Raw genomic sequence first — 19,547 nt, 5'->3', positions numbered from 1 at the left:
CCAGTCCTTACCGGGTGCGATTCGTCTTCATCCTATCCGGTCTTCCCGACACGGCAACGGCGCGTCGACGCTTGTTGATCCTCACCTCCGGGCGCCGCGCCAGATGTTCCACTCCCGTGCCGTGTGTTCGGCGAGTCCCTCGAGACACGCCGACGCTTCCTCCATCGCACGTTCCACCGACCCGGCGAACTCCGTCACCGATTTCGTCGCGACTATCGAGGTCGACGCAAAGTCCGCCGCGTCGAGCGTCACCTGACCGGCAAAGACGAGCGTCGGAACTCCGTGCGCCGCCCCGGCCGAAGCAAGCGTCGTGACGAGTTTGCCGCGCAGAGATTGGTGGTCGAACTTGCCTTCACCCGTGATCACCAGGTCAGCGGAAGCCAATAGCGCCGCCTGGCCGGTGCGATCGGCGACGACGTCGGCCCCGGATCTCCGCTGCGCACCGAGAGCGAACAGCGCAGCACCGATACCACCTGCGGCGCCGGCACCCGGAAGATCCGACACTCGTTTTCCGGTTGCGGACTCCAACTGTTCGGCCCATCTCGCGTTCCTCGCTTCGAGGACAGAGACGGCATCGGGGTCGGCGCCCTTTTGCGGGCCGAACACCGCTGCCGCACCGTGCTCGCCAAGAAGTGCGTGTTCGACGTCGGTGGCCGCGACCAACGCAATGCCCGCCGTAGCCGCCGTTGCGGCCTCCAGACCGCCCAGCGCCTCCACCAGTCCACGTCCCCCGTCGGTGCAGCAACTCCCACCGAGTCCGACGACAATCGTCTTCACGCCTGCCTCGAGCGCGACAGCGATCAGTTCTCCGACACCGCGACTGTGCGCGGCGAGTGCGCTGTCCCGTGTCGGCGGACCTCCGAGGAGACCGAGCCCGACAGCCTCGGCGGACTCGATGTACGCCGTGTCCGAATCCAACAGCCACGCGGCGTCGACGCCCGCGGTCAGTGGCCCAGGAACCCGTGTGGTCCGGAGGTCGCCCCCAGCCGTGGCCAAGACGTCGACGAAACCCGGCCCACCGTCGGATTGTGGCGCGGTGACGACGTCGTCTTCGGGTCGGCCACGTCGCCAACCGGCAGAAATGGACTCAGCCGCCTCGACGGCCGTCAACGTCTCACCAAACGAATCTGGAGCAACTATTACCCGCATAGCGGAAGTCTAAGAGTCCCGAATGACCCCGATGTTTCACGATCTCGCGCGTTTCAGTGCCTCGGGCGATCGAGTTTTTCAGAAAGACCGAGGTCGGTTTCCCAGACCGTGCACTTATCCAATAGCCTGGAGGTGTGAAATTGCTACGCCGCGGTGACTCAGACAACTCCGACAAACGTGACGTCGAGGGCACTGAGGCATCCTCGGCCTCCGAAGAGGCGCCCATCGAGCAGGTGGGCAAGGGCCGCCCCACACCCAAGCGTCGTGACGCCGAGGCGAAGAGGCGTGGCCCCGTTGCCCCTGCCCCGCTGACCGCGAAGGAAGCCCGCGCCCGCCGTAAGGCGACCCGCGGCTCCAAGGAGGACCGCAAGGCCGAAGCCGCCGAGCGTCGCGCATCGTCGGCAGACCGCCGCGCCCGCATGCTCGCCGGCGAGGACAAGTACCTGCTCCCCCGCGACAAGGGACCGGTTCGCGCCTACGTCCGTGATTTCATCGACGCTCGCCGCAACCTTGTCGGGCTGTTCATGCCGCTCGCATTGATCCTCATCATGACGATGTTCGTCACGCCCGCGCTCCAGCAGATCGTCACGCTGGCAATGCTCGTGATGATGCTCTTCATGGTCGGTGAAGGCATCTGGCTCGGTCGAATGATCAACAACCGCGTCGCCGAGCGCTTCCCCGACAGCACCGACGGCGGGTTCAAGCTCGGCTGGTACGCGTTCGTTCGCGCGTCGCAGATCCGTAAGCTGCGCGCACCTAAGCCTCGTGTGGGGCCGGGCGACGCAATCTGAGCGTGACGAACACGTATAGAACTTTGGTCCTCGGCGGCGCGCGGTCTGGTAAGTCCGCGCACGCCGAGGATTTGGTTTGTGCAGGCCACTTACCCGAAAGTTCGGCACCGATCCGGTACCTGGCGACAGCCAGACGTGATGTCACCGACGCAGACTGGGAAAGCCGGATCGACCAGCACCGCAACAGACGGCCTTCTCATTGGTCGACTGTCGAAACCGCAGCTGCCGGTGACCTCACGGCGCAGCTCGAAAGCGATTCACACACAGCGACGTTGGTCGACGATCTGGGAACGTGGCTGACCACTGAACTCGATCGGCAAGGCGCCTGGGACGCTCCGCGCGGCACCATCACTCCCGCTGCGGACAGCCTGGTCGCCAGTGTCGAGAACTACCGCGGACACCTGGTGCTGGTCAGCCCCGAAGTGGGTTTGGCCGTCATCCCCGAGACACGGTCGGGACGATTGTTCCGCGACGAGATCGGCACTCTCAACGCTCGTATCGCCGCGGTGTGCGATCGTGTCGTACTAGTGGTTGCAGGGTTACCGCTCATCTTGAAAGATACTGCTGCACAACCGGAAGGCACGATGTGAGTACCGACGCCAATTCAGGGGCCACTCCAGGGGCGAATCCAGTTGCCAACCCAGAATCCAACCCTGACGTCGCGCCAGTCAGTAGCGCCGACTTCGAACCCGTCACCCCGCCCGACCGCGAGGTGCGGGCACAGGCCGACGCGCGTCAGCGTGATCTGACCAAGCCGGCCGGTTCGCTGGGCCGGCTGGAGGCTCTCGCCGGCTGGGCATCAGCCTGCCAAGGAGTTTGTCCCCCACACGCTTTCGCTCGGCCTCGCGTCGTCGTCTTCGCGGGTGATCACGGAATCGCCCGCAACGGCGTCTCCGCCTATCCGCCGGAAGTGACCGCACAGATGGTCGCCAACTTCCTCGGGGGCGGCGCGGCAGTCAACGTCCTCGCCGAGGTTGCCGGCGCCACGGTACGCGTCGTCGACATCGCAGTGGACGGCGATACCGATCCGTCCGTCGCGAACTACAAGGTGCGCAGGTCTTCCGGGTCCATCGACCGCGAAGACGCCATGTCGAACGAGGAAACCCTTCAGGCCATCGCCGCCGGCCGAGCGATCGCGGACGAGGAAATCGACGGGGGCGCAGATCTTCTCATCGCCGGTGACATGGGCATCGGCAACACGACACCCGCAACTGTTCTCATCGCAGCCCTGACGGACAGTGAACCCGTCGCGGTCGTGGGTCGAGGTACCGGTATCGACGACGCCGGGTGGATCCGCAAGACCGCAGCGATTCGCGACGCTCTCCGTCGCGCCCGTCCGCACGTTCGCGACACAGTCGCGCTGCTACGCACGTCTTCGGGTGCCGACCTCGCCGCGATGGCCGGCTTTCTGGCCCAGGCAGCTTCGCGTCGTACGCCGGTGATCCTCGACGGCGTAGTGGTCACCGCAGCCGCCATGGTTGCCGACGAACTGGCTTTCGGCGCACGTGAATGGTGGGTCGCCGGACACCGCTCCACCGAACCCGCCCACACCATCGCATTGACCCGAATGGGTCTCGACCCGATCGTCGAGTTCGACATGCGTCTCGGTGAAGGTTCAGGTGCAGTCACAGCGCTCCCGATTCTTCAGGGCGCAGTGGCAATCCTGGGCAAGATGGCGACATTCTCCGAAGCCGGTGTCAGCACTCAGGGCAGCGCACCTGCCGACGAACCGGAGTCGATCGACCTGACCAAGACCGATACGGCGGAGTGAGCATGGCGGGCCCGCTGTCCGGAGTGCCTCTGGCCTTCTCGTGGCTGACGGTCCTTCCGGTTCGTGGTCCCTCCGACATCGACCGAACTGCCGGTCGTCGCGCCATCGCGGCAGCTCCGCTCACCGGGATCGCACTCGGCATTGCCGCGACGTTTCTGCTTTGGGGCACAACCAGTATCGGCCTGAATCCCTATCTCGCAGGCTTGCTGACGGTCGGTGCGCTCGCTCTCGGGACACGCGGGATGCACGTGGACGGACTGGCAGACTCCGTCGACGGACTGGGTTGTTACGGTCCACCGGAGCGCGCCCGCGAGGTCATGCACAGCGGCGGTGCCGGACCGTTCGGGGTCGCGGCACTGTTCATCTTCCTTGGGCTGCAATCGGTCTCCTTCGGCGTCCTCGCTGTTGCCGACTCCCCCACGCAGTGGATCGCCGTTCTCGTATCTGTCGCTGCGGGTCGTGTGGCCGTCGTTTTTGCCTGCCGCCGAGGTATTCTCGCGTCTGGCCCGAACGGATTCGGTGCGCTCGTCGCCGATTCACAACCGCTCTGGGCCGCAATCGTATGGTCGGTTCCGCTGATCGCCACTTCCGCCTTTGCCACCGACCGGTGGTGGCTCGGCCCTCTCGTGACCGTGTCGGCGCTGGTGATCAGTGTGCTGTGCGTGCGTCACTGCGTCCGTAGATTCGGTGGACTCAACGGAGACGTTCTCGGATTCGCGCTCGAACTCACTGTGACGCTTACGGCCGTCGGCCTCACTCTCGGACTGTGATCCGACGTCGTGCGAGTAGGTGTCCTTGCGTACGAAGGTTGCCTGGCGGCCGAGATCTTCGTTTTCACCGACCTCCTCCTGATCGCGAATCGGGTCGCTGATGGAGCGTCCGCTGACCCCTTCGAGGTATCGGTCATCGCAGCGTCGGGCACGCCCGTAGTTGCGGCAGGTGGATTTTCGCTCGGGGTGCAGGAGGGGCATCACGACATCGATCACCTGGTTGTGCCGGGGTTCGACCTCGTGCCGTCCGAAGACCCTACGACGCGTTTGTCGCTGTGGGACAGAGAAATCGAGTTCATCCGTGCGTGCGAGGCGCGCGGCGTTCGGGTGTCGTCGGTCTGCGTCGGCGCGTATCTGCTGGGCGAGGCGGGACTGCTCGACGGACGCCGATGTACGACGTCGTGGCTGTACGGTGCGGACCTCGCGAGTCGTTACCCCGGTGCGACGGTTCGAACCGACTCATTGATCGTCCAGGACGACGGCGTCACCACCACTGCGGCGTTCACTGCCGCGCTCGACCTCGCAACAGCACTCGTGCGCGAGCATCTCGGCGACAAGATTGCGCGAACGACTGCGAGAATTACTCTGGCGCCGGAAAACCGAACCAGTCAATCTCCGTACATCGTCGACTCGATACTGCCCGTCAATCACACACAGTTCGCCGACGACGTCGGAAGTTGGCTGGTCGAACGGATGGCGGAGCCATACGACTTGGATCTGCTGTCGGATGCTTTTCACCTCAGCACCCGAACCATGCTTCGGAAGTTCAAGGACGAGACCGGGGAATCGCCGCGCAGTTATCTGCAGCGTGCACGGATCCGAAAAGCGAAACGGTTGTTGGAATCGACCGACTGGTCTCTCGGAAAGATCCTGGGGCACATCGGCTATCAGGATCCTGGAACCTTCCGTCGCCTGTTCACCGACCGCGTCGGCATCAGCCCGGCCGACTATCGAAAGCGATTCCGCAACGGCGGCGCCGGATAGGCCGTGCGTGGCGAGCCCGCCCGAAAACGTGGCGAACCGCCCTCTTCTGTAGTTGATCCCGCACCGAAAGACTGTGCAGAGGAATTACTTCGACTACTTGGGAGGGCTCATCGTGCCGAACCGAAGTATGACAAAAGATGATCCACTCGAAGACTTCGACCGTCGAACGATCACGATCGGCGCAGTGTCGAAGTCCGTGTACGTGGCCGGCACCGGTCCCGCAGTAATCGTCATGCCGGAAATGCCAGGCATCAGCCCCCATGTAGCGCGATTCGCCCGCTGGGTGCGCGACGCCGGTTTCACTGTCTTCGTTCCGTCACTGTTCGGGCGCGACGGAGCGGTCCCCACAGTGGACGAGGGGCTGACGGTGTTCAAGAGAGCCTGCGTCAGTGCGGAGTTCCGCGCCCTCGCTGTCGACGAACCGAGTCCGGCGGTCCGTTGGCTGCGTTCACTCGCCGCTTCGGCGCATGAGGAGTGCGGCGGTCCTGGCGTTGGCGTGATCGGGATGTGCTTCACCGGCAACTTCGCGTTGTCGATGATGCTCGAACCCTCGGTCATCGCGCCGGTTCTCGCCCAACCGTCGTTACCGCTCGATCGACCGGACGAAACCGACAGCGGGCCCGAAGAACTCGAAGCCGTGCGCTCGAGACTCGAGGCCGAAGACCTCACGGTGCTTGCATACCGGTTTCAAGGTGACCCGTTCTGCCGCGCACAGCGATTCGCGGCCTACTCGAAGGCCATGGGCGAGCGCTTCGTCGGAAAGGTACTGCCTGACGAAGCGGCCAACGCGACAACGTCACCGTTCTTCGAACACGTCATTGCCAATCCACACAGCGTGGTGACGGCTCATCTCGTCGACGAGGCGGGATCGCCCACCACCGTCGCTCGAGACGAGATTCTGCAGTTCTTCCGCGAGCGGTTGCTCGCGGAACGAACCAGCGATCAGTGAAGCTTGGTCATCCAGCCGTGGGTGTCGGCGAAGGTGCCGCGCTGAATGCCCGTGAGGGTGTCGCGCAGTGCCATCGTCACTTCACCCGGCTCGCCGTCGGCGATGGTGAACTCGCCCTCGGCGGACTTGACGCGTCCGACGGGGGTGATGACTGCTGCTGTGCCGCAAGCGAAGACCTCGGTGATTTCACCGCTCTTGCACTTGGTGCGCCATTCGTCGGTGCTGATCTTGCGCTCCTCGACGGCGAAACCGGAATCAGCGGCAAGGGCGAGCAACGAGTTGCGCGTGATGCCTGGCAGCAACGAACCGGACAGCGACGGCGTCACGAGGCGAGCGTCAGGGCCGGAGCCGAAGACGAAGAACAGGTTCATTCCACCCATTTCCTCGACGTACGTGCGCTCGATGGCGTCGAGCCAGACCACCTGGTCGCAACCCTCGTCGGCGGCTTGCGCCTGGGCGAGGAGCGAAGCGGCGTAGTTGCCGGCGAACTTGGCCGCGCCGGTACCGCCGGGGGCCGCGCGAACGTATTCGGTGGACAGCCACACACTGACCGGCTTGACGCCGCGCGGGAAGTACGCACCGGCGGGTGAGGCGATCAGCAGGTAGCGGTACTCGTCGGCGGGACGGACACCGAGTCCGGCTTCGGTGGAGAACATGAATGGACGGAGGTAGAGCGCGTCCTCGCCACCGGCTGCGGGAACCCAGTCGAGATCGACGTCGATCAGTTCGGTGATGGAATCGATGAACATCTGCGACGGGAGCTCCGGCATGGCCAGACGGCGCGCAGATGCTGCGAAACGCTCGGCGTTGGCCTCGACGCGGAACGAGCTGATCTCGCCACCCGGCTGACGGTATGCCTTGAGGCCCTCGAAGATGGCCTGTCCGTAGTGCAAAACCATTGCGGCCGGATCGAGCTCGATGTTTCCGTACGGCAACACCTGGGCGTCGTGCCAGCCCTTGCCCGCGGTGTAGTCGATCGAGACCATGTGGTCGGTGAAGTGCCGCCCGAAGCCGGGCGCCGCCAAAATGTCACGGCGCTCGGCGTCGGACTTCGGGGACGAGCTCTGAACACGAACGAAATCGGCGGCACCTGTCATGGGCGCAATCCTATCGAACGTGAAAAAGCTCTCTACTTGGTGTTGGTCTCCACGAACGGAGGAGACACCACGACGCACCGAAGAGCACGACCACGGACGTCGACTTCGATCTCGTCGCCGGCCGAGACATTGGCACCGGAATCGAGGAGCGCCAACGCAATTCCCACTTTGAGCGAAGGCGAAAACGTCCCCGAGGTGGTCTCGCCGATTGCCTCGCCGTCACGCAGAACACCTAGGCCGGCACGAAGCACGCCGCGATCGAGAGCCTTGATCCCCCAGAGTTTGCGAGCCGGGCCGGCAGCCTTCTCGTCGGTCAAGGTCTCTTTGCCCCAGAATGTCGGCTTCTTCCAACCGATCGCCCATCCGCAGCGCGCTTCGAGCGGAGAAATCTCGAGCGAAAGCTCATGCCCGTGCAGCGGATAACCCATCTCGGTACGAAGAGTGTCACGAGCGCCGAGTCCGGCGGCCTGCCCACCCTCGGCGCGCACTGCCTCGAGAAGCGCACGGAACAACGGTTCGCTGTCCTCCCACCGCGGCAGGAGTTCGTAGCCGACCTCACCGGTGTAACCGCTGCGGCACACACGAACAGGCACGCCGTTCCATTCCGCATCTTCGTACGCCATGTACTCGATCTCGGTGGGAAGTCCCAGCGCCGTCAGAACCGCCACCGATTTCGGACCCTGCACAGCCAGCACACCGTAGGCACGATGCTGATCCTCGACGGTGATTCCGTCCGGTGCGAGGGCGACCAGAGCCGCAACGACGTCCGCGGTATTGGCCGCGTTCGGGACGAGGAAGATCTCGTCGTCGCTGACGTAGTACGCGATGAGGTCGTCGATGACACCACCGGACTCGTTGCAGCACAACGTGTACTGAGCCTTACCCGGCCCGATCTTGTTCAGATCGTTGGTCAGTGCGGAGTTCACGAATTCCGCGGCGCCCGCGCCACGCACGACGGCCTTGCCGAGGTGACTGACGTCGAAGAGTCCGACATTCTCACGCACAGAGGTGTGTTCGGCCACGACGCCGGCGTACGAAACCGGCATCTGCCATCCCCCGAACGGCGCGAACGTCGCGCCGAGTTCGACGTGGACGGGGTGGATCGGGCCCTGCAACAGTTGTTCGTCGGTCATGGCCCACAACCTATCGGACTTCGCCGATCGAAACATGTCCGCAGCGAGAGCTCACCCGGCCGCGACGATCGCTCCGTCCGCAAACGGCAAAGGGCCTAACATCGACTCAGGCATCCGCCAGAACCGGACGCATCGCACACTCACCTCACAGGAGACACCTTGAGCACTCGCACAGCCCGATCGTTGGGACCCGACCTCGTTCTCGCCGGCACAGTCGCCAAGCGCGCAGAGATATTGGTCGTCGGTCTGACGTCGGGTCCGGACGGCCCCGAGATCGCACTCAGCGAAGGCATCGTCGCCGAAGACGTGCTCGCCGAGATCCTCGACAGCCTCATCGCCGTCGGCGCCACCGGCAAGCCCGAGCAGCTCACCCGCGTCCCGGCACCGAGCGCGCTGTCGGTCACCAGCGTCCTCGCCGTCGGACTCGGCTCCGCCGACAAGCTCGACAGTGAGCAGATCCGCAAGTCCGCGGGCGCTGCAGCGCGCTCACTGTCCGGCATCGACACCGTCGCAACCACGCTCTCGATCCTCGATCTCGGCGCAGCCGCCGAGGGATTTGCGTTGGGCGCGTACAGCTTCACCGAATTCAAGTCGTCCATGACGGCTCCCGGTCCTGATTCGCAGCCACTGGCCCGCGTCGAACTTCTGGTGCCATCGCCGCGCACCAAGGAGACCAAGGCAACGCTGGCACGGTCGGCAGCGATCGCCGAGGCCGTCGCCACCGCACGCGAGTTCGTCAACACTCCCCCGAGCCACCTCTACCCCGCCGAGTTCGCCGCGCGCGCCAAGGCACTGGGCGTCGAGGCCGGGCTCACCGTCCAGGTGCTCGACGAGAAGGCACTCGAGAAGGGTGGCTACGGCGGAATCATCGGCGTCGGCAAGGGCTCGTCACGCCAGCCGCGTCTCGTCCGCCTCGAATACGCGTCGAAGAAGCGTGGAGCCCGCAAGGTCGCACTGGTGGGCAAGGGCATCACCTTCGACACCGGCGGAATCTCCATCAAACCTGCCGCCGGGATGGAGAACATGACCTCGGACATGGGCGGCGCCGCAGCCGTCATCTCCACCGTCGTGCTCGCCGCCAAGCTCGGTCTGCCCGTCAACGTCGTCGCATACGTCCCGATGGCCGAGAACATGCCGTCCGCAACCGCGCAGCGTCCCGGCGACGTGCTGACCCAGTACGGCGGAATCACCATCGAGGTCGTCAACACCGACGCCGAGGGCCGTTTGATCCTGGCCGACGCGATGGTTCGCGCGGGTGAGGACAACCCCGACTACATGATCGACACCGCAACCCTCACCGGTGCGCAGATGGTGGCGCTCGGCAACCGCACCCCCGGCGTCATGGGCACGGACGAGTTCCGTGACCGCGTCGCCTCCATCTCGCAGAGCGTCGGCGAGAACGGTTGGGCCATGCCGCTGCCCGAGGAACTGCGCGGAGATCTCGACTCCAAGGTCGCCGACATGGCCAATGTCACCCCGCACCGCTGGGGCGGCATGCTGGTCGCCGCTCACTACCTCAAGGAATTCGTTCCCGAGGGTGTCCAGTGGGCGCACATCGACGTCGCGGGTCCGGCGTACAACACGTCAGGGCCGTGGGGTTACACCGGCAAGGGCGGCACCGGCGTTCCGGTTCGCACGATGATCTCGGTCCTGGAGGACATCGCGGTAAACGGCTGACCACTTGCTGTGCGCCTTTATTAACCGCGGGAGGTTAATAAAGGCGCACAGCAAATCAGGCGCCGTCGCGCAATTCCTGCTCTCGGGCCCGCTTGCGTTCGATTCGCTTACGCTCGTCGTGATCGCGCATACGCTGCGGATATCCCGTTTTTCGGACGTCGTAGACCGGAATCTTCAGGTCTTGTCCCAATTTGCGGGCACCACGTTCGCCGCCGACACGACGACGAGCCCACTCCCCGTCCTTCGCGACGAGGACAACGGTCACCTCGGTCACCGTCGTCTGCGGTTCCACATATGCCTCGACGCCTTCGTGCGAGTGCGCCCAATTCGCCAGATGATCCGCATCACTCTGCGCTGCGGCCTGAGCCGCACTCGGCGGACGCTTGAAACGATCGAACAGTCCCACGGTCGTACCCTCCTCGGTACCGACGCCGCGGATACACCCCGGCGATATGTCAAGTTTGCCAGGCGATGTCCGTTATGCCTGCGCACGACATACCGTTTGGTCCGCTTACGACGTTACAGCCGGACCCCCAACGCATACCTACTCGCCAGTAGCCGACACACCCGAAACGGACGGCATCCCCCTCATCGGACACGCCCGGCGTATCAATGGAAAGATGAACGACGGTGACGCCGCGCCCGCGCGTCGACATCGGCAAAATAGCTACAAGTAGCCGCACGTCGCGCGCCACTCGAGCACAATGCATTACGACCACAAGTCGACAAAATTCAACAACCCGAACACAACTGTCGAGGAGTCAAAAGACATGGCCTTCTCCGTCCAGATGCCAGCCCTAGGTGAGAGCGTCACCGAGGGAACTGTCACACGGTGGCTCAAGCAGGAAGGAGACACGGTCGAAGTCGACGAACCCTTGCTCGAAGTCTCCACGGACAAGGTCGACACCGAGATTCCGTCTCCCGTCGCCGGCGTCCTGACCAAGATCGTCGCGCAGGAAGACGACACCGTGGAAATCGGTGGCGAGCTCGCCCAGATCGGTGAAGCCGGCGAAGCCGCAGCACCCGAGGCAGAGGCACCCGCCCCCGCCGCAGAGGAAGCTCCCGCCGAGGAAGCCCCGGCTGCCGAAGCTCCCGCCGAAGAAGCTCCCGCCGCCGAGGCTCCCGCCGCCGAGGCACCCGCTGCTTCCGGCGGTTCCGCTGAAGGCACCGCCGTGACGATGCCCGCCCTCGGCGAGTCCGTCACCGAAGGCACCGTCACCCGCTGGCTCAAGGCCGTCGGCGACGAGGTTGCCGTCGACGAGGCGCTGCTCGAAGTCTCGACCGACAAGGTCGACACCGAAATCCCGTCCCCCGTCGCCGGAATCCTGCTCGAGATCAATGCGCAGGAAGACGACACCGTCGAGATCGGTGGCCAGCTGGCCGTCGTCGGATCCGGCGCACCCGCCGCGGCTCCGGCACCCAAGGCCGCTCCCGCAGCACCGGCCGCTCCGCCGGCACCCAAGGCTGAAGCACCGAAGGCTGAGGCACCCAAGGCCGAGGCACCCAAGGCCGAGGCACCCAAGCCTGCTGCCGCACCAGCCGCACCCGCTCCGAAGCCTGCTGCAGCTCCCGCACCGGCGGCCGCACCCGCAGCTTCCGGCGACAGCAGCCCGTACGTCACCCCGCTCGTGCGCAAGCTCGCCACGGACAACGGCGTCGACCTCGCGACCGTCACCGGCACCGGCGTCGGCGGCCGCATCCGCAAGCAGGATGTGCTCGCCGCTGCGGAGGCCAAGAAGGCTCCCGCCGCCGCTGCTCCTGCTGCAGCACCCGCGGCCGCACCGGCCGCCACCGCAGCCGCAGGCGTCCGACCGGAACTGGCACACCTGCGCGGAACCACGCAGAAGGCCAACCGTATTCGGCAGATCACGGCCACCAAGACGCGTGAGTCGCTGCAGAACACCGCTCAGCTCACGCAGACCTTCGAGGTGGACGTCACCAAGATCGTCGCCCTGCGGACCCGCGCCAAGGCCGGCTTCATCGAGCGCGAAGGCGTCAACCTGACGTTCCTTCCGTTCTTCGCCAAGGCAGTCGTCGAGGCGCTGAAGTCGCACCCGAACATCAACGCCAGCTACGACGAGGCTGCCAAGCAGATCACCTACTACGACGCTGAGCACCTCGGCATCGCAGTGGACACCGATCAGGGCTTGCTCTCCCCCGTCATCCACAACGCCGGCGATCTCGGCCTTGCCGGTTTGGCTCGCGCCATCGCCGACATCGCGAAGCGTGCACGCTCGGGTGGCCTGAAGCCGGACGAGCTCTCGGGTGGAACCTTCACCATCACCAACATCGGCAGCCAGGGCGCGCTGTTCGACACCCCGATCCTGGTACCGCCGCAGGCGGCCATGCTCGGAACCGGCGCGATCGTCAAGCGCCCGATGGTGGTCACCGACGAGAACGGCAACGAGTCCATCGGCGTTCGCTCGATGATCTACTTGCCGCTGACCTACGATCACCGTCTGGTCGACGGCGCCGACGCCGGCCGATTCCTCACCACTGTGAAGCAGCGGTTGGAAGAAGCCTCGTTCGAAGCTGATCTGGGCCTGTAAGCAACTGCTCGGCCGGCCGGGGCGTCATCTCCATCAGGAGGTGGCGCCCCGGCTTTTTCAGTACGGTCGGATATACACGGTCGGATATCGAAGCAGGCTGAATCGAAGGAGGCTTTCCGAATGCGAGTAGTCATCGCCGGCTCGTCCGGTTTGATCGGAACGGCCTTGGTGTCATCGTTGCGCTCCGACAACCACGACGTCGTACGTCTCGTGCGACGCTCGACCGCTGGACCCGACGAATCGCGTTGGGACCCGGACCAGGACCGTCTGGACCTCTCCGTCCTACAGGGCGCTGACGCCGTCGTGAACCTCTGCGGCGTCGGCATCGGCGACAAACGGTGGTCGGGTTCCTACAAGCAGGCGATCCGTGACAGCCGCATCGTCGCGACCGATGTCCTGGCCGAAGCTGTCGCAAGTCAGAAGGTTCCCGTACTCGCCAACGCGAGCGCCGTCGGCTACTACGGTGACACCGGCGACAAGATCGTCGACGAGGATTCGCCGGCAGGCACCGACTTTCTCGCCACGACGTGTCGCGATTGGGAAGTTGCCACCGAGCCCGCACGCAAGGCGGGAGCCCGCGTGGTCAATCTGCGCTCGGGCGTCGTGATTTCACCCCACGGCGGCATGCTCGGTCGGCTTCGGCGCATTTATTCGTTCGGTCTCGGCGGGCGACTGGGCAACGGTCGCCAGTACTTTCCGTGGATCTCACTCGAGGACGAGTGCGACGCGATCAAGTTCGCGCTCACGAATTCCGAACTCTCCGGTCCCGTCAACCTGACCGGTCCGGCCCCTGTCACCAACGCCCAGTTCAACGACGCCATGTCCCGTGCGGTCCACCGACCGGCTCCCTGGATCGTTCCCGGGTTCGCACTCGAAGCGTTGATCGGAGAATTCGCCAAGAGTGGCATCCTCGGTGGCCAGCGCGCCATTCCCGCGGCCTTGGAAAAGGCGGGATTCTCCTTCCGCCACAACACGATCGGCGAAGCGCTGGCGGCCGCACTCGGATGATTCCGAAGTCGGGCGTAATCTCTACGTCCATGAGCAGCGCTGACGTTTCCGCCCGGTTCTCGAAACTGCCGATCACCGTCGAGCAACTCGGTTTGACTGACTACAACGCCGCGTGGGACCGCCAGCGTGAGCTCGCGGCAGCGCGGGCAGACGACATCGGAACGGACACGCTACTGCTCCTCGAACACCCGCCGGTGTACACGGCAGGTCGACGCACGGAACCCGAAGACCGTCCCGTCGACGGCACACCTGTCATCGACGTCGACCGCGGTGGGAAGATCACCTGGCACGGCCCCGGCCAGCTGGTCGGATATCCGATCGTGAAACTGGCCGAGCCGATCGACGTGGTGCGGTATGTCCGACGCATCGAGGAAGCACTGATCACGGTGTGCACGGACCTCGGGCTGAATTGCGGGCGCATCGACGGCCGCTCCGGCGTCTGGCTGCCCGCCGAACTCGCAAACGGGCAATGGAAGCCCGAGCGCAAGGTTTCTGCCATCGGCGTGCGCGTCCAACGTGGCGTGGCACTGCACGGCTTCTCCCTGAACTGCAATTCGGTCCTGACCGGATTCGACAACATCATTCCCTGCGGCATCCGTGACGCCGGGGTGACGACGCTGTCGCATGAACTCGGTCGCGACGTAACCGTGGACGAAGTCACTCCCGCTGTGACCGAGGCAGTGATCGCTGCTCTCGACGGAACCATGCCCGTCACCGAACGGAACGTCGAGCGCGTCACCTTCGAAAGCGCCTCGCCTACTCCGACTTTTACTACCGTTCAGTACAGCTGACGGGCTCGCCCGAACCCCGTTGCAGTAATCACCGGGCGTAGGATCACTGTCGTGACTATCGCCCCAGAAGGACGTAAGCTGCTCCGTCTCGAGATCCGAAACGCGGAGACGCCCATCGAACGCAAACCCAACTGGATCAAGACCCGCGCAAAGATGGGCCCCGAGTACACGGAACTCAAGGGCCTGGTCAAGCGCGAAGGTTTGCACACCGTCTGCGAGGAAGCGGGCTGCCCCAACATCTACGAGTGCTGGGAAGACCGCGAAGCCACGTTCCTGATCGGCGGCGAGCAGTGCACACGCCGCTGCGACTTCTGCCAGATCGACACCGGCAAGCCCGAAGCCCTCGACCGCGACGAGCCCCGTCGCGTCGCGGAAAGCGTTCAGGCCATGGGGCTTCGGTACTCCACGATCACCGGCGTCGCCCGCGACGACCTCCCCGACGGAGGCGCCTGGCTCTACGCCGAGACCGTCCGCAAGATCCACGAACTCAACCCGGGCACCGGCGTCGAGAACCTGGTTCCGGACTTCAACGGCAAGCCGGAACTGCTCGACGAGGTCTTCGCCTCACGCCCCGAGGTACTCGCACACAACCTCGAGACCGTCCCCCGCATCTTCAAGCGGATCCGTCCGGCATTCCGGTACCAGCGAAGCCTCGACGTCATCACCGCAGCACGCGACTACGGACTGGTCACCAAGTCCAACCTGATCCTCGGTATGGGCGAAACCCCTGAAGAGGTCACCGAGGCGATGGCAGATCTGCACGCCGCCGGTTGCGACATCCTCACCATCACCCAGTACCTGCGACCCTCGCCCCGGCACCACCCCGTCGAGCGGTGGGTCAAGCCCGAGGAGTTCGTCGCACACTCCAAGGCTGCAGAAGAGATGGGCTTCGCCGGCGTCATGGCCGGTCCGTTGGTTCGCTCGTCGTACCGCGCCGGCCGCCTGTATGCGCAGGCCATGGCACATCACGGCCGTGAACTTCCCGAGGCGCAGCGTCACCTGACCGAGGGCGGAGACGCTTCCCAGGAAGCCAGCTCACTCATGGCGCGCCTGAATCGCTGATCCACTTTTTGCTGTGCGCCTTTATTAACCGCGGGCGGTTAGTAAAGGCGCACAGCAATGGACGTATCCTGGGTACATGGCGAACGGCAGCAAATCCGGTAAGGGCAAACCCACCAAAGAGGCAAAGGCTGCAGCGAAGGCTGCCCGCAAGCAGGCTTCCAAGGAACGTAGAACTCAGCTCTGGCAGGCATTCCAGATGCAGCGCAAGGACGACAAGCTCCTCCTGCCGCTGATGATCGGCACCCTCGTCGGTGCTGCTCTGGTCTTCTTCCTGGTCGGTCTCATCTGGGGCCTTCAGTGGTTCCTGCTGCCGATCGGCATCGTTCTCGGTCTCCTCGGCGCCTTCATCATCTTCGGTCGCCGCGTCCAGAAATCGGTGTACAAGAAGGCTGAAGGCCAGGCCGGTGCCGCTGCGTGGGCGCTCGACAACATGCAGGGCGCGTGGCGCGTCACGAATGCCGTCGCCGGCACCACCCAGCTCGATGCCGTTCACCGCGTCGTCGGACGGCCGGGTGTCATCCTCGTCGCCGAGGGTTCGCCGCAACGCGTCAAGGGCCTCCTCGCGCAGGAGAAGAAGAAGACTGCCCGCCTCATCGGCGACACCCCGATCTACGACATCATCATCGGCAACGACGAGGGCCAGGTTCCGCTCTCGCAGCTCCAGCGCTACTTGAACAAGTTGCCCCGCAACATCGACACCAAGCGCATGGACAACATCGAAGGTCGCCTCGCTGCGCTCAGCGCACGCGGCGGCGGAGCAGCGCTTCCCAAGGGCCCGATGCCCGGAGGCGCGAAGATGAAGGGAATGCAGCGAACCATTCGTCGTCGCTGACACTCCCCCCACAGCAAAACGAAAGACCCGGGCCCATACGGACCCGGGTCTTTCTTCGTTCGAGAAGTTTGTGTCAGCGCGACTTCACGAGCAAAGTGCCGGTCGCGCGGTCCTGCATACCGCGACCGTCGATGTCGGTGATGGTCGCGGGAATGACGAACACCAGCAGCGCCTGACGCCCCAACGCGCGCACGAAGCCCACACGGATCGGGCCTTCGATTCGCGCAACCTGAAGTCCGAGGACGAACTGCCCCGGGGTGAAGTTGAACAGCGCCACGGTGACGACACCGACGGCGAACCACACCATCAGTGTGACAGTCGAGGTCATACCGTCGAAGAAGTCTCCGGTGATGAGCGAGGCCACTCCCACGGCCATGACCCAATCCACCAACAGTGCGGCGATACGACGGCCCGAACCGACCAGCGAACCCGGCCCCTCCTGAGGGAAACCGAGGAACTCGCCACGGTACGACTGCTCACGGCCGTCCGTGCTCTTCGGCAAAGCTGCTTGCGGCCCAGAGAGCCAAGTTCCGGTGATACGTGCCATGCTGTCCAGGATAGGCGTCGCAGCACCGTAGTCCAGATTTGCCGGGTTTTAACTGTGTGGCCGGTCACATGGACTTCGGAAATCCCCAGGATGCTGCGACGCGTAACACTGCCGAAACAAAGGGTTGACGAGCGGGCAACACCAGCTCCCTACCGTCTGCCTCGACGGATTCAACCGACATCACTTGGCTGAAGCGACTTAAGGAGCACAAGCGTGGCGTTCACCACGGCCGAAGAGGTCATCAAGTACATCGCGGACGAGAACATCGAGTACGTCGACATTCGGTTCAGCGACCTGCCCGGCGTCCAGCAGCACTTCTCGATCCCGGCGTCTGCTTTCAACCAGGACGTGTTCGAGGACGGCCTCGCATTCGACGGATCTTCGGTCCGCGGATTCCAGTCGATCCACGAGTCCGACATGATGTTGCTTCCCGACGTCACCACGGCGCAGATCGACCCCTTCCGCAAGGCGAAGACCCTCAACATCAACTTCTTCGTGCACGACCCGTTCACCCGTGAGTCCTACAGCCGCGACCCGCGCAACGTTGCCCGCAAGGCCGAGGAGTACTTGGTCAGCACCGGCATCGCGGACACCGCATTCTTCGGCGCCGAGGCCGAGTTCTACATCTTCGACTCGGTTCGCTACGACTCCGGCATGAACTCCGCTTTCTACGAGCTGGATTCCATCTCCGGTTCCTGGAACACCGGCGCAGAGACCAACGCCGACGGCTCCCCGAACCTCGGCTACAAGGTTCGCGCCAAGGGCGGCTACTTCCCCGTCGCTCCGTACGACCACTACGTGGACCTGCGCGACGAAATCTCCACCAACCTGACCAACGCGGGCTTCGAGCTCGAGCGCGGCCACCACGAGGTCGGCACCGGCGGACAGCAGGAGATCAACTACAAGTTCAACACGCTGCTCGCAGCTGCTGACGACCTGCAGCTGTTCAAGTACATCGTCAAGAACACCTGCTGGCAGCACGGCAAGTCCGCGACCTTCATGCCGAAGCCGCTCTTCGGTGACAACGGCTCGGGCATGCACGTCCACCAGTCCCTGTGGAAGGACGGCAAGCCCCTCTTCCACGACGAGTCCGGCTACGCGGGCCTCTCGGACATGGCTCGCCACTACATCGGCGGCATCCTGCACCACGCTCCGTCGCTGTTGGCCTTCACCAACCCGACGATCAACTCGTACCACCGTCTGGTGCCGGGCTACGAAGCCCCCATCAACCTCGTGTACAGCCAGCGCAACCGCTCGGCAGCTGTCCGTATCCCGATCACGGGCAACAACCCGAAAGCAAAGCGTCTCGAGTTCCGCGCACCCGACTCCTCGGGTAACCCGTACCTCAACTTCGCTGCACAGATGATGGCCGGCCTGGACGGCATCAAGAACAAGATCGAGCCGATGGCTCCGGTCGACAAGGACCTCTACGAGCTTCCCCCGGAGGAGGCTCGCAACATCCCGCAGGCTCCGACCAGCCTCGAGACGGTCATCAACCGCCTCGAAGCCGATCACGAGTACCTGACCGAGGGTGGCGTCTTCACCACCGACCTGATCGAGACCTGGATCTCGCTCAAGCGCGAGCAGGAAATCGCTCCGGTCAACCTGCGTCCGCACCCGTACGAGTTCGAGCTCTACTACGACGTGTGATCCGCATCCTGACGTAAGTCAGACCTGCGAGTACCGAGTCCACCCGTCCCGCTTCTGCGGGGCGGGTGGACTTGTTTCGGTCCGAGGGAAACCCCTCGGACAGATGATGACCGGCCTTCATACCGGACGCGGTCGAATCGCGGATCAGCCGCGAGCACGTTCGCCGATGGCCGCATTGTTGACGATATGGGCGATTCGACCTGCCCGTGTTGCGTCTCGAGCGGCACAGACTATCCACCACAGCATCTGTTTGCGGGCGCTGGGCGGAAAACTGTCCCAGTTGCTTCGAGCTTGCGGGTCCAGGTCCAGCGCCGCCTGCAAGTCAGATGGTTCCTCGAGGTCTTCGACTTGGTCGAGAATCGTCCACCAACCAGTGGATTTCGCGGCAGCAATTGCACCGCGACCAGCAGCGGTCATAAGGCCACGCGCTTCCATATCAGCTGCGCGTTCGCGGTTGAGACGGGTCCAGGAACTCTTGCGTCTACGAGGCGTGAACAGTTGCAAATTGCGCTCTTCGTCGAGGATGGTGTTGGTGGAATCGATCCAACCAAAGCAGATGGCTTCCTCAACGGCCTGAGGGTAGGGGCAGCGTGGTCGGCTGGTGGTGGTGCGCCAGGAGCACAACCACACACCTCGGCCTGACGTGTGATTGTCCGTCAACCAAGTTCGCCACTGTTCCCGAGTCTCGGCGTGGATGATCGGGTAGTCGAACTTCCACGTCGGGGGGTGGATGGAAGCCGGCGATGATTTCGAATTGGTCACTTACTCTCCAAGCTCACAGGGGAAC

The 19,547-nt window shown here is 64.3% G+C and carries 19 protein-coding genes; 13 read left to right on the top strand and 6 right to left on the bottom strand.

Features of this window, described 5'->3' with window-relative positions; genetic code table 11:
- Positions 1–81: 81 nt before the first annotated feature.
- Positions 82–1,149 carry a glycerate kinase family protein gene (locus tag B0E55_RS17280; protein WP_080910100.1) on the bottom strand — a complete coding sequence of 356 codons (1,068 nt, stop codon included), beginning with the start codon at positions 1,147–1,149 and terminating at the stop codon, positions 82–84.
- Between the two features lie 134 nt (positions 1,150–1,283).
- On the opposite strand from B0E55_RS17280, the gene B0E55_RS17275 reads away from it, so the two are divergent.
- The 6 genes from B0E55_RS17275 (at position 1,284) to B0E55_RS17250 (ending at position 6,414) form a co-directional block, all read left to right on the top strand.
- On the top strand, positions 1,284–1,940 hold the full coding sequence (locus tag B0E55_RS17275) for a DUF3043 domain-containing protein (RefSeq protein WP_007730051.1): 657 nt from the start codon (positions 1,284–1,286) through the stop codon (positions 1,938–1,940).
- Between the two features lie 2 nt (positions 1,941–1,942).
- The gene (gene cobU, locus B0E55_RS17270; RefSeq protein WP_241896080.1) at positions 1,943–2,530 is read left to right on the top strand and encodes a bifunctional adenosylcobinamide kinase/adenosylcobinamide-phosphate guanylyltransferase; all 588 of its coding nucleotides are present in this window, start codon (positions 1,943–1,945) and stop codon (positions 2,528–2,530) included.
- 122 nt (positions 2,531–2,652) lie between these two features.
- On the top strand, positions 2,653–3,711 hold the full coding sequence (cobT, locus tag B0E55_RS17265; RefSeq protein ID WP_211917824.1) for a nicotinate-nucleotide--dimethylbenzimidazole phosphoribosyltransferase: 1,059 nt from the start codon (positions 2,653–2,655) through the stop codon (positions 3,709–3,711).
- 2 nt (positions 3,712–3,713) lie between these two features.
- Positions 3,714–4,481, top strand: coding sequence for an adenosylcobinamide-GDP ribazoletransferase (locus B0E55_RS17260; protein WP_080910098.1), 768 nt, complete (start codon positions 3,714–3,716; stop codon positions 4,479–4,481).
- A 9-nt stretch (positions 4,482–4,490) separates the two neighbouring features.
- Entirely contained in the window at positions 4,491–5,465 is a 975-nt protein-coding gene (locus B0E55_RS17255) for a GlxA family transcriptional regulator (RefSeq protein ID WP_080910097.1), read from the top strand.
- Between the two features lie 127 nt (positions 5,466–5,592).
- Positions 5,593–6,414: a dienelactone hydrolase family protein gene (locus tag B0E55_RS17250; protein ID WP_080910096.1), complete on the top strand. Its 822-nt coding sequence runs from the start codon at positions 5,593–5,595 to the stop codon at positions 6,412–6,414.
- Here the strand turns inward: B0E55_RS17250 and B0E55_RS17245 are convergent.
- Together B0E55_RS17245 and gcvT are read right to left on the bottom strand one after the other, a co-directional pair.
- Positions 6,408–7,511, bottom strand: coding sequence for a branched-chain amino acid aminotransferase (locus B0E55_RS17245; protein ID WP_003941766.1), 1,104 nt, complete (start codon positions 7,509–7,511; stop codon positions 6,408–6,410). The genes B0E55_RS17250 and B0E55_RS17245 overlap by 7 nt on opposite strands.
- A 32-nt stretch (positions 7,512–7,543) precedes the next feature.
- On the bottom strand, positions 7,544–8,644 hold the full coding sequence (gcvT, locus tag B0E55_RS17240) for a glycine cleavage system aminomethyltransferase GcvT (RefSeq protein ID WP_003941726.1): 1,101 nt from the start codon (positions 8,642–8,644) through the stop codon (positions 7,544–7,546).
- 159 nt (positions 8,645–8,803) lie between these two features.
- On the opposite strand from gcvT, the gene B0E55_RS17235 reads away from it, so the two are divergent.
- A complete protein-coding gene (locus tag B0E55_RS17235; RefSeq protein WP_020908114.1) occupies positions 8,804–10,321 on the top strand; it encodes a leucyl aminopeptidase in 1,518 nt (505 codons plus the stop codon).
- 55 nt (positions 10,322–10,376) lie between these two features.
- Here B0E55_RS17235 and B0E55_RS17230 read toward each other — a convergent pair whose 3' ends face one another.
- Entirely contained in the window at positions 10,377–10,727 is a 351-nt protein-coding gene (locus B0E55_RS17230; RefSeq protein ID WP_080910095.1) for an oxidoreductase, read from the bottom strand.
- A 364-nt stretch (positions 10,728–11,091) separates the two neighbouring features.
- Here B0E55_RS17230 and sucB point away from each other — a divergent pair, with 364 nt between their 5' ends.
- From sucB to B0E55_RS17205, 5 genes are all read left to right on the top strand, one after another.
- Positions 11,092–12,870, top strand: coding sequence for a 2-oxoglutarate dehydrogenase, E2 component, dihydrolipoamide succinyltransferase (sucB, locus tag B0E55_RS17225; protein WP_080910124.1), 1,779 nt, complete (start codon positions 11,092–11,094; stop codon positions 12,868–12,870).
- Between the two features lie 120 nt (positions 12,871–12,990).
- Positions 12,991–13,878, top strand: a complete 888-nt coding sequence (locus B0E55_RS17220; RefSeq protein ID WP_080910094.1) for a TIGR01777 family oxidoreductase — start codon at positions 12,991–12,993, stop codon at positions 13,876–13,878.
- A 29-nt stretch (positions 13,879–13,907) separates the two neighbouring features.
- A complete protein-coding gene (gene lipB / locus B0E55_RS17215; protein ID WP_021344606.1) occupies positions 13,908–14,669 on the top strand; it encodes a lipoyl(octanoyl) transferase LipB in 762 nt (253 codons plus the stop codon).
- A gap of 51 nt (positions 14,670–14,720) precedes the next feature.
- The gene (gene lipA / locus B0E55_RS17210) at positions 14,721–15,731 is read left to right on the top strand and encodes a lipoyl synthase (RefSeq protein ID WP_003941610.1); all 1,011 of its coding nucleotides are present in this window, start codon (positions 14,721–14,723) and stop codon (positions 15,729–15,731) included.
- A gap of 76 nt (positions 15,732–15,807) precedes the next feature.
- A complete protein-coding gene (locus B0E55_RS17205; protein ID WP_003941625.1) occupies positions 15,808–16,563 on the top strand; it encodes a DUF4191 domain-containing protein in 756 nt (251 codons plus the stop codon).
- A gap of 73 nt (positions 16,564–16,636) precedes the next feature.
- Here the strand turns inward: B0E55_RS17205 and B0E55_RS17200 are convergent, their stop codons facing one another.
- Positions 16,637–17,110, bottom strand: coding sequence for an RDD family protein (locus B0E55_RS17200; RefSeq protein ID WP_019748923.1), 474 nt, complete (start codon positions 17,108–17,110; stop codon positions 16,637–16,639).
- Between the two features lie 213 nt (positions 17,111–17,323).
- Here B0E55_RS17200 and glnA point away from each other — a divergent pair, with 213 nt between their 5' ends.
- A complete protein-coding gene (gene glnA / locus B0E55_RS17195) occupies positions 17,324–18,760 on the top strand; it encodes a type I glutamate--ammonia ligase (RefSeq protein ID WP_003941609.1) in 1,437 nt (478 codons plus the stop codon).
- A gap of 144 nt (positions 18,761–18,904) precedes the next feature.
- Here glnA and B0E55_RS17190 read toward each other — a convergent pair whose 3' ends face one another.
- Complete coding sequence (locus tag B0E55_RS17190) at positions 18,905–19,522, bottom strand: YdeI/OmpD-associated family protein (protein ID WP_080910093.1); 618 nt, start codon at positions 19,520–19,522, stop codon at positions 18,905–18,907.
- Positions 19,523–19,547 lie beyond the last annotated feature (25 nt).

Origin of the sequence: Rhodococcus sp. 66b, assembly GCF_002076325.1 — a bacterium.
Classification (GTDB): domain Bacteria; phylum Actinomycetota; class Actinomycetes; order Mycobacteriales; family Mycobacteriaceae; genus Rhodococcus_F; species Rhodococcus_F erythropolis.
Note: the sequence above shows the minus strand (reverse complement) of the source record. Positions and strands in the feature narration are given on the sequence as shown.

Coding starts and splice junctions, on each gene's coding strand:
- B0E55_RS17280 (WP_080910100.1), bottom strand. CDS start 1,149: ATGCGGGTAATAGTTGCTCCAGATTCGTTTGGTGAGACGTTGACGGCC.
- B0E55_RS17260 (WP_080910098.1), top strand. CDS start 3,714: ATGGCGGGCCCGCTGTCCGGAGTGCCTCTGGCCTTCTCGTGGCTGACG.
- B0E55_RS17250 (WP_080910096.1), top strand. CDS start 5,593: ATGACAAAAGATGATCCACTCGAAGACTTCGACCGTCGAACGATCACG.
- B0E55_RS17245 (WP_003941766.1), bottom strand. CDS start 7,511: ATGACAGGTGCCGCCGATTTCGTTCGTGTTCAGAGCTCGTCCCCGAAG.
- gcvT (WP_003941726.1), bottom strand. CDS start 8,644: ATGACCGACGAACAACTGTTGCAGGGCCCGATCCACCCCGTCCACGTC.
- sucB (WP_080910124.1), top strand. CDS start 11,092: ATGGCCTTCTCCGTCCAGATGCCAGCCCTAGGTGAGAGCGTCACCGAG.
- B0E55_RS17220 (WP_080910094.1), top strand. CDS start 12,991: ATGCGAGTAGTCATCGCCGGCTCGTCCGGTTTGATCGGAACGGCCTTG.
- lipB (WP_021344606.1), top strand. CDS start 13,908: ATGAGCAGCGCTGACGTTTCCGCCCGGTTCTCGAAACTGCCGATCACC.
- B0E55_RS17205 (WP_003941625.1), top strand. CDS start 15,808: ATGGCGAACGGCAGCAAATCCGGTAAGGGCAAACCCACCAAAGAGGCA.
- B0E55_RS17200 (WP_019748923.1), bottom strand. CDS start 17,110: ATGGCACGTATCACCGGAACTTGGCTCTCTGGGCCGCAAGCAGCTTTG.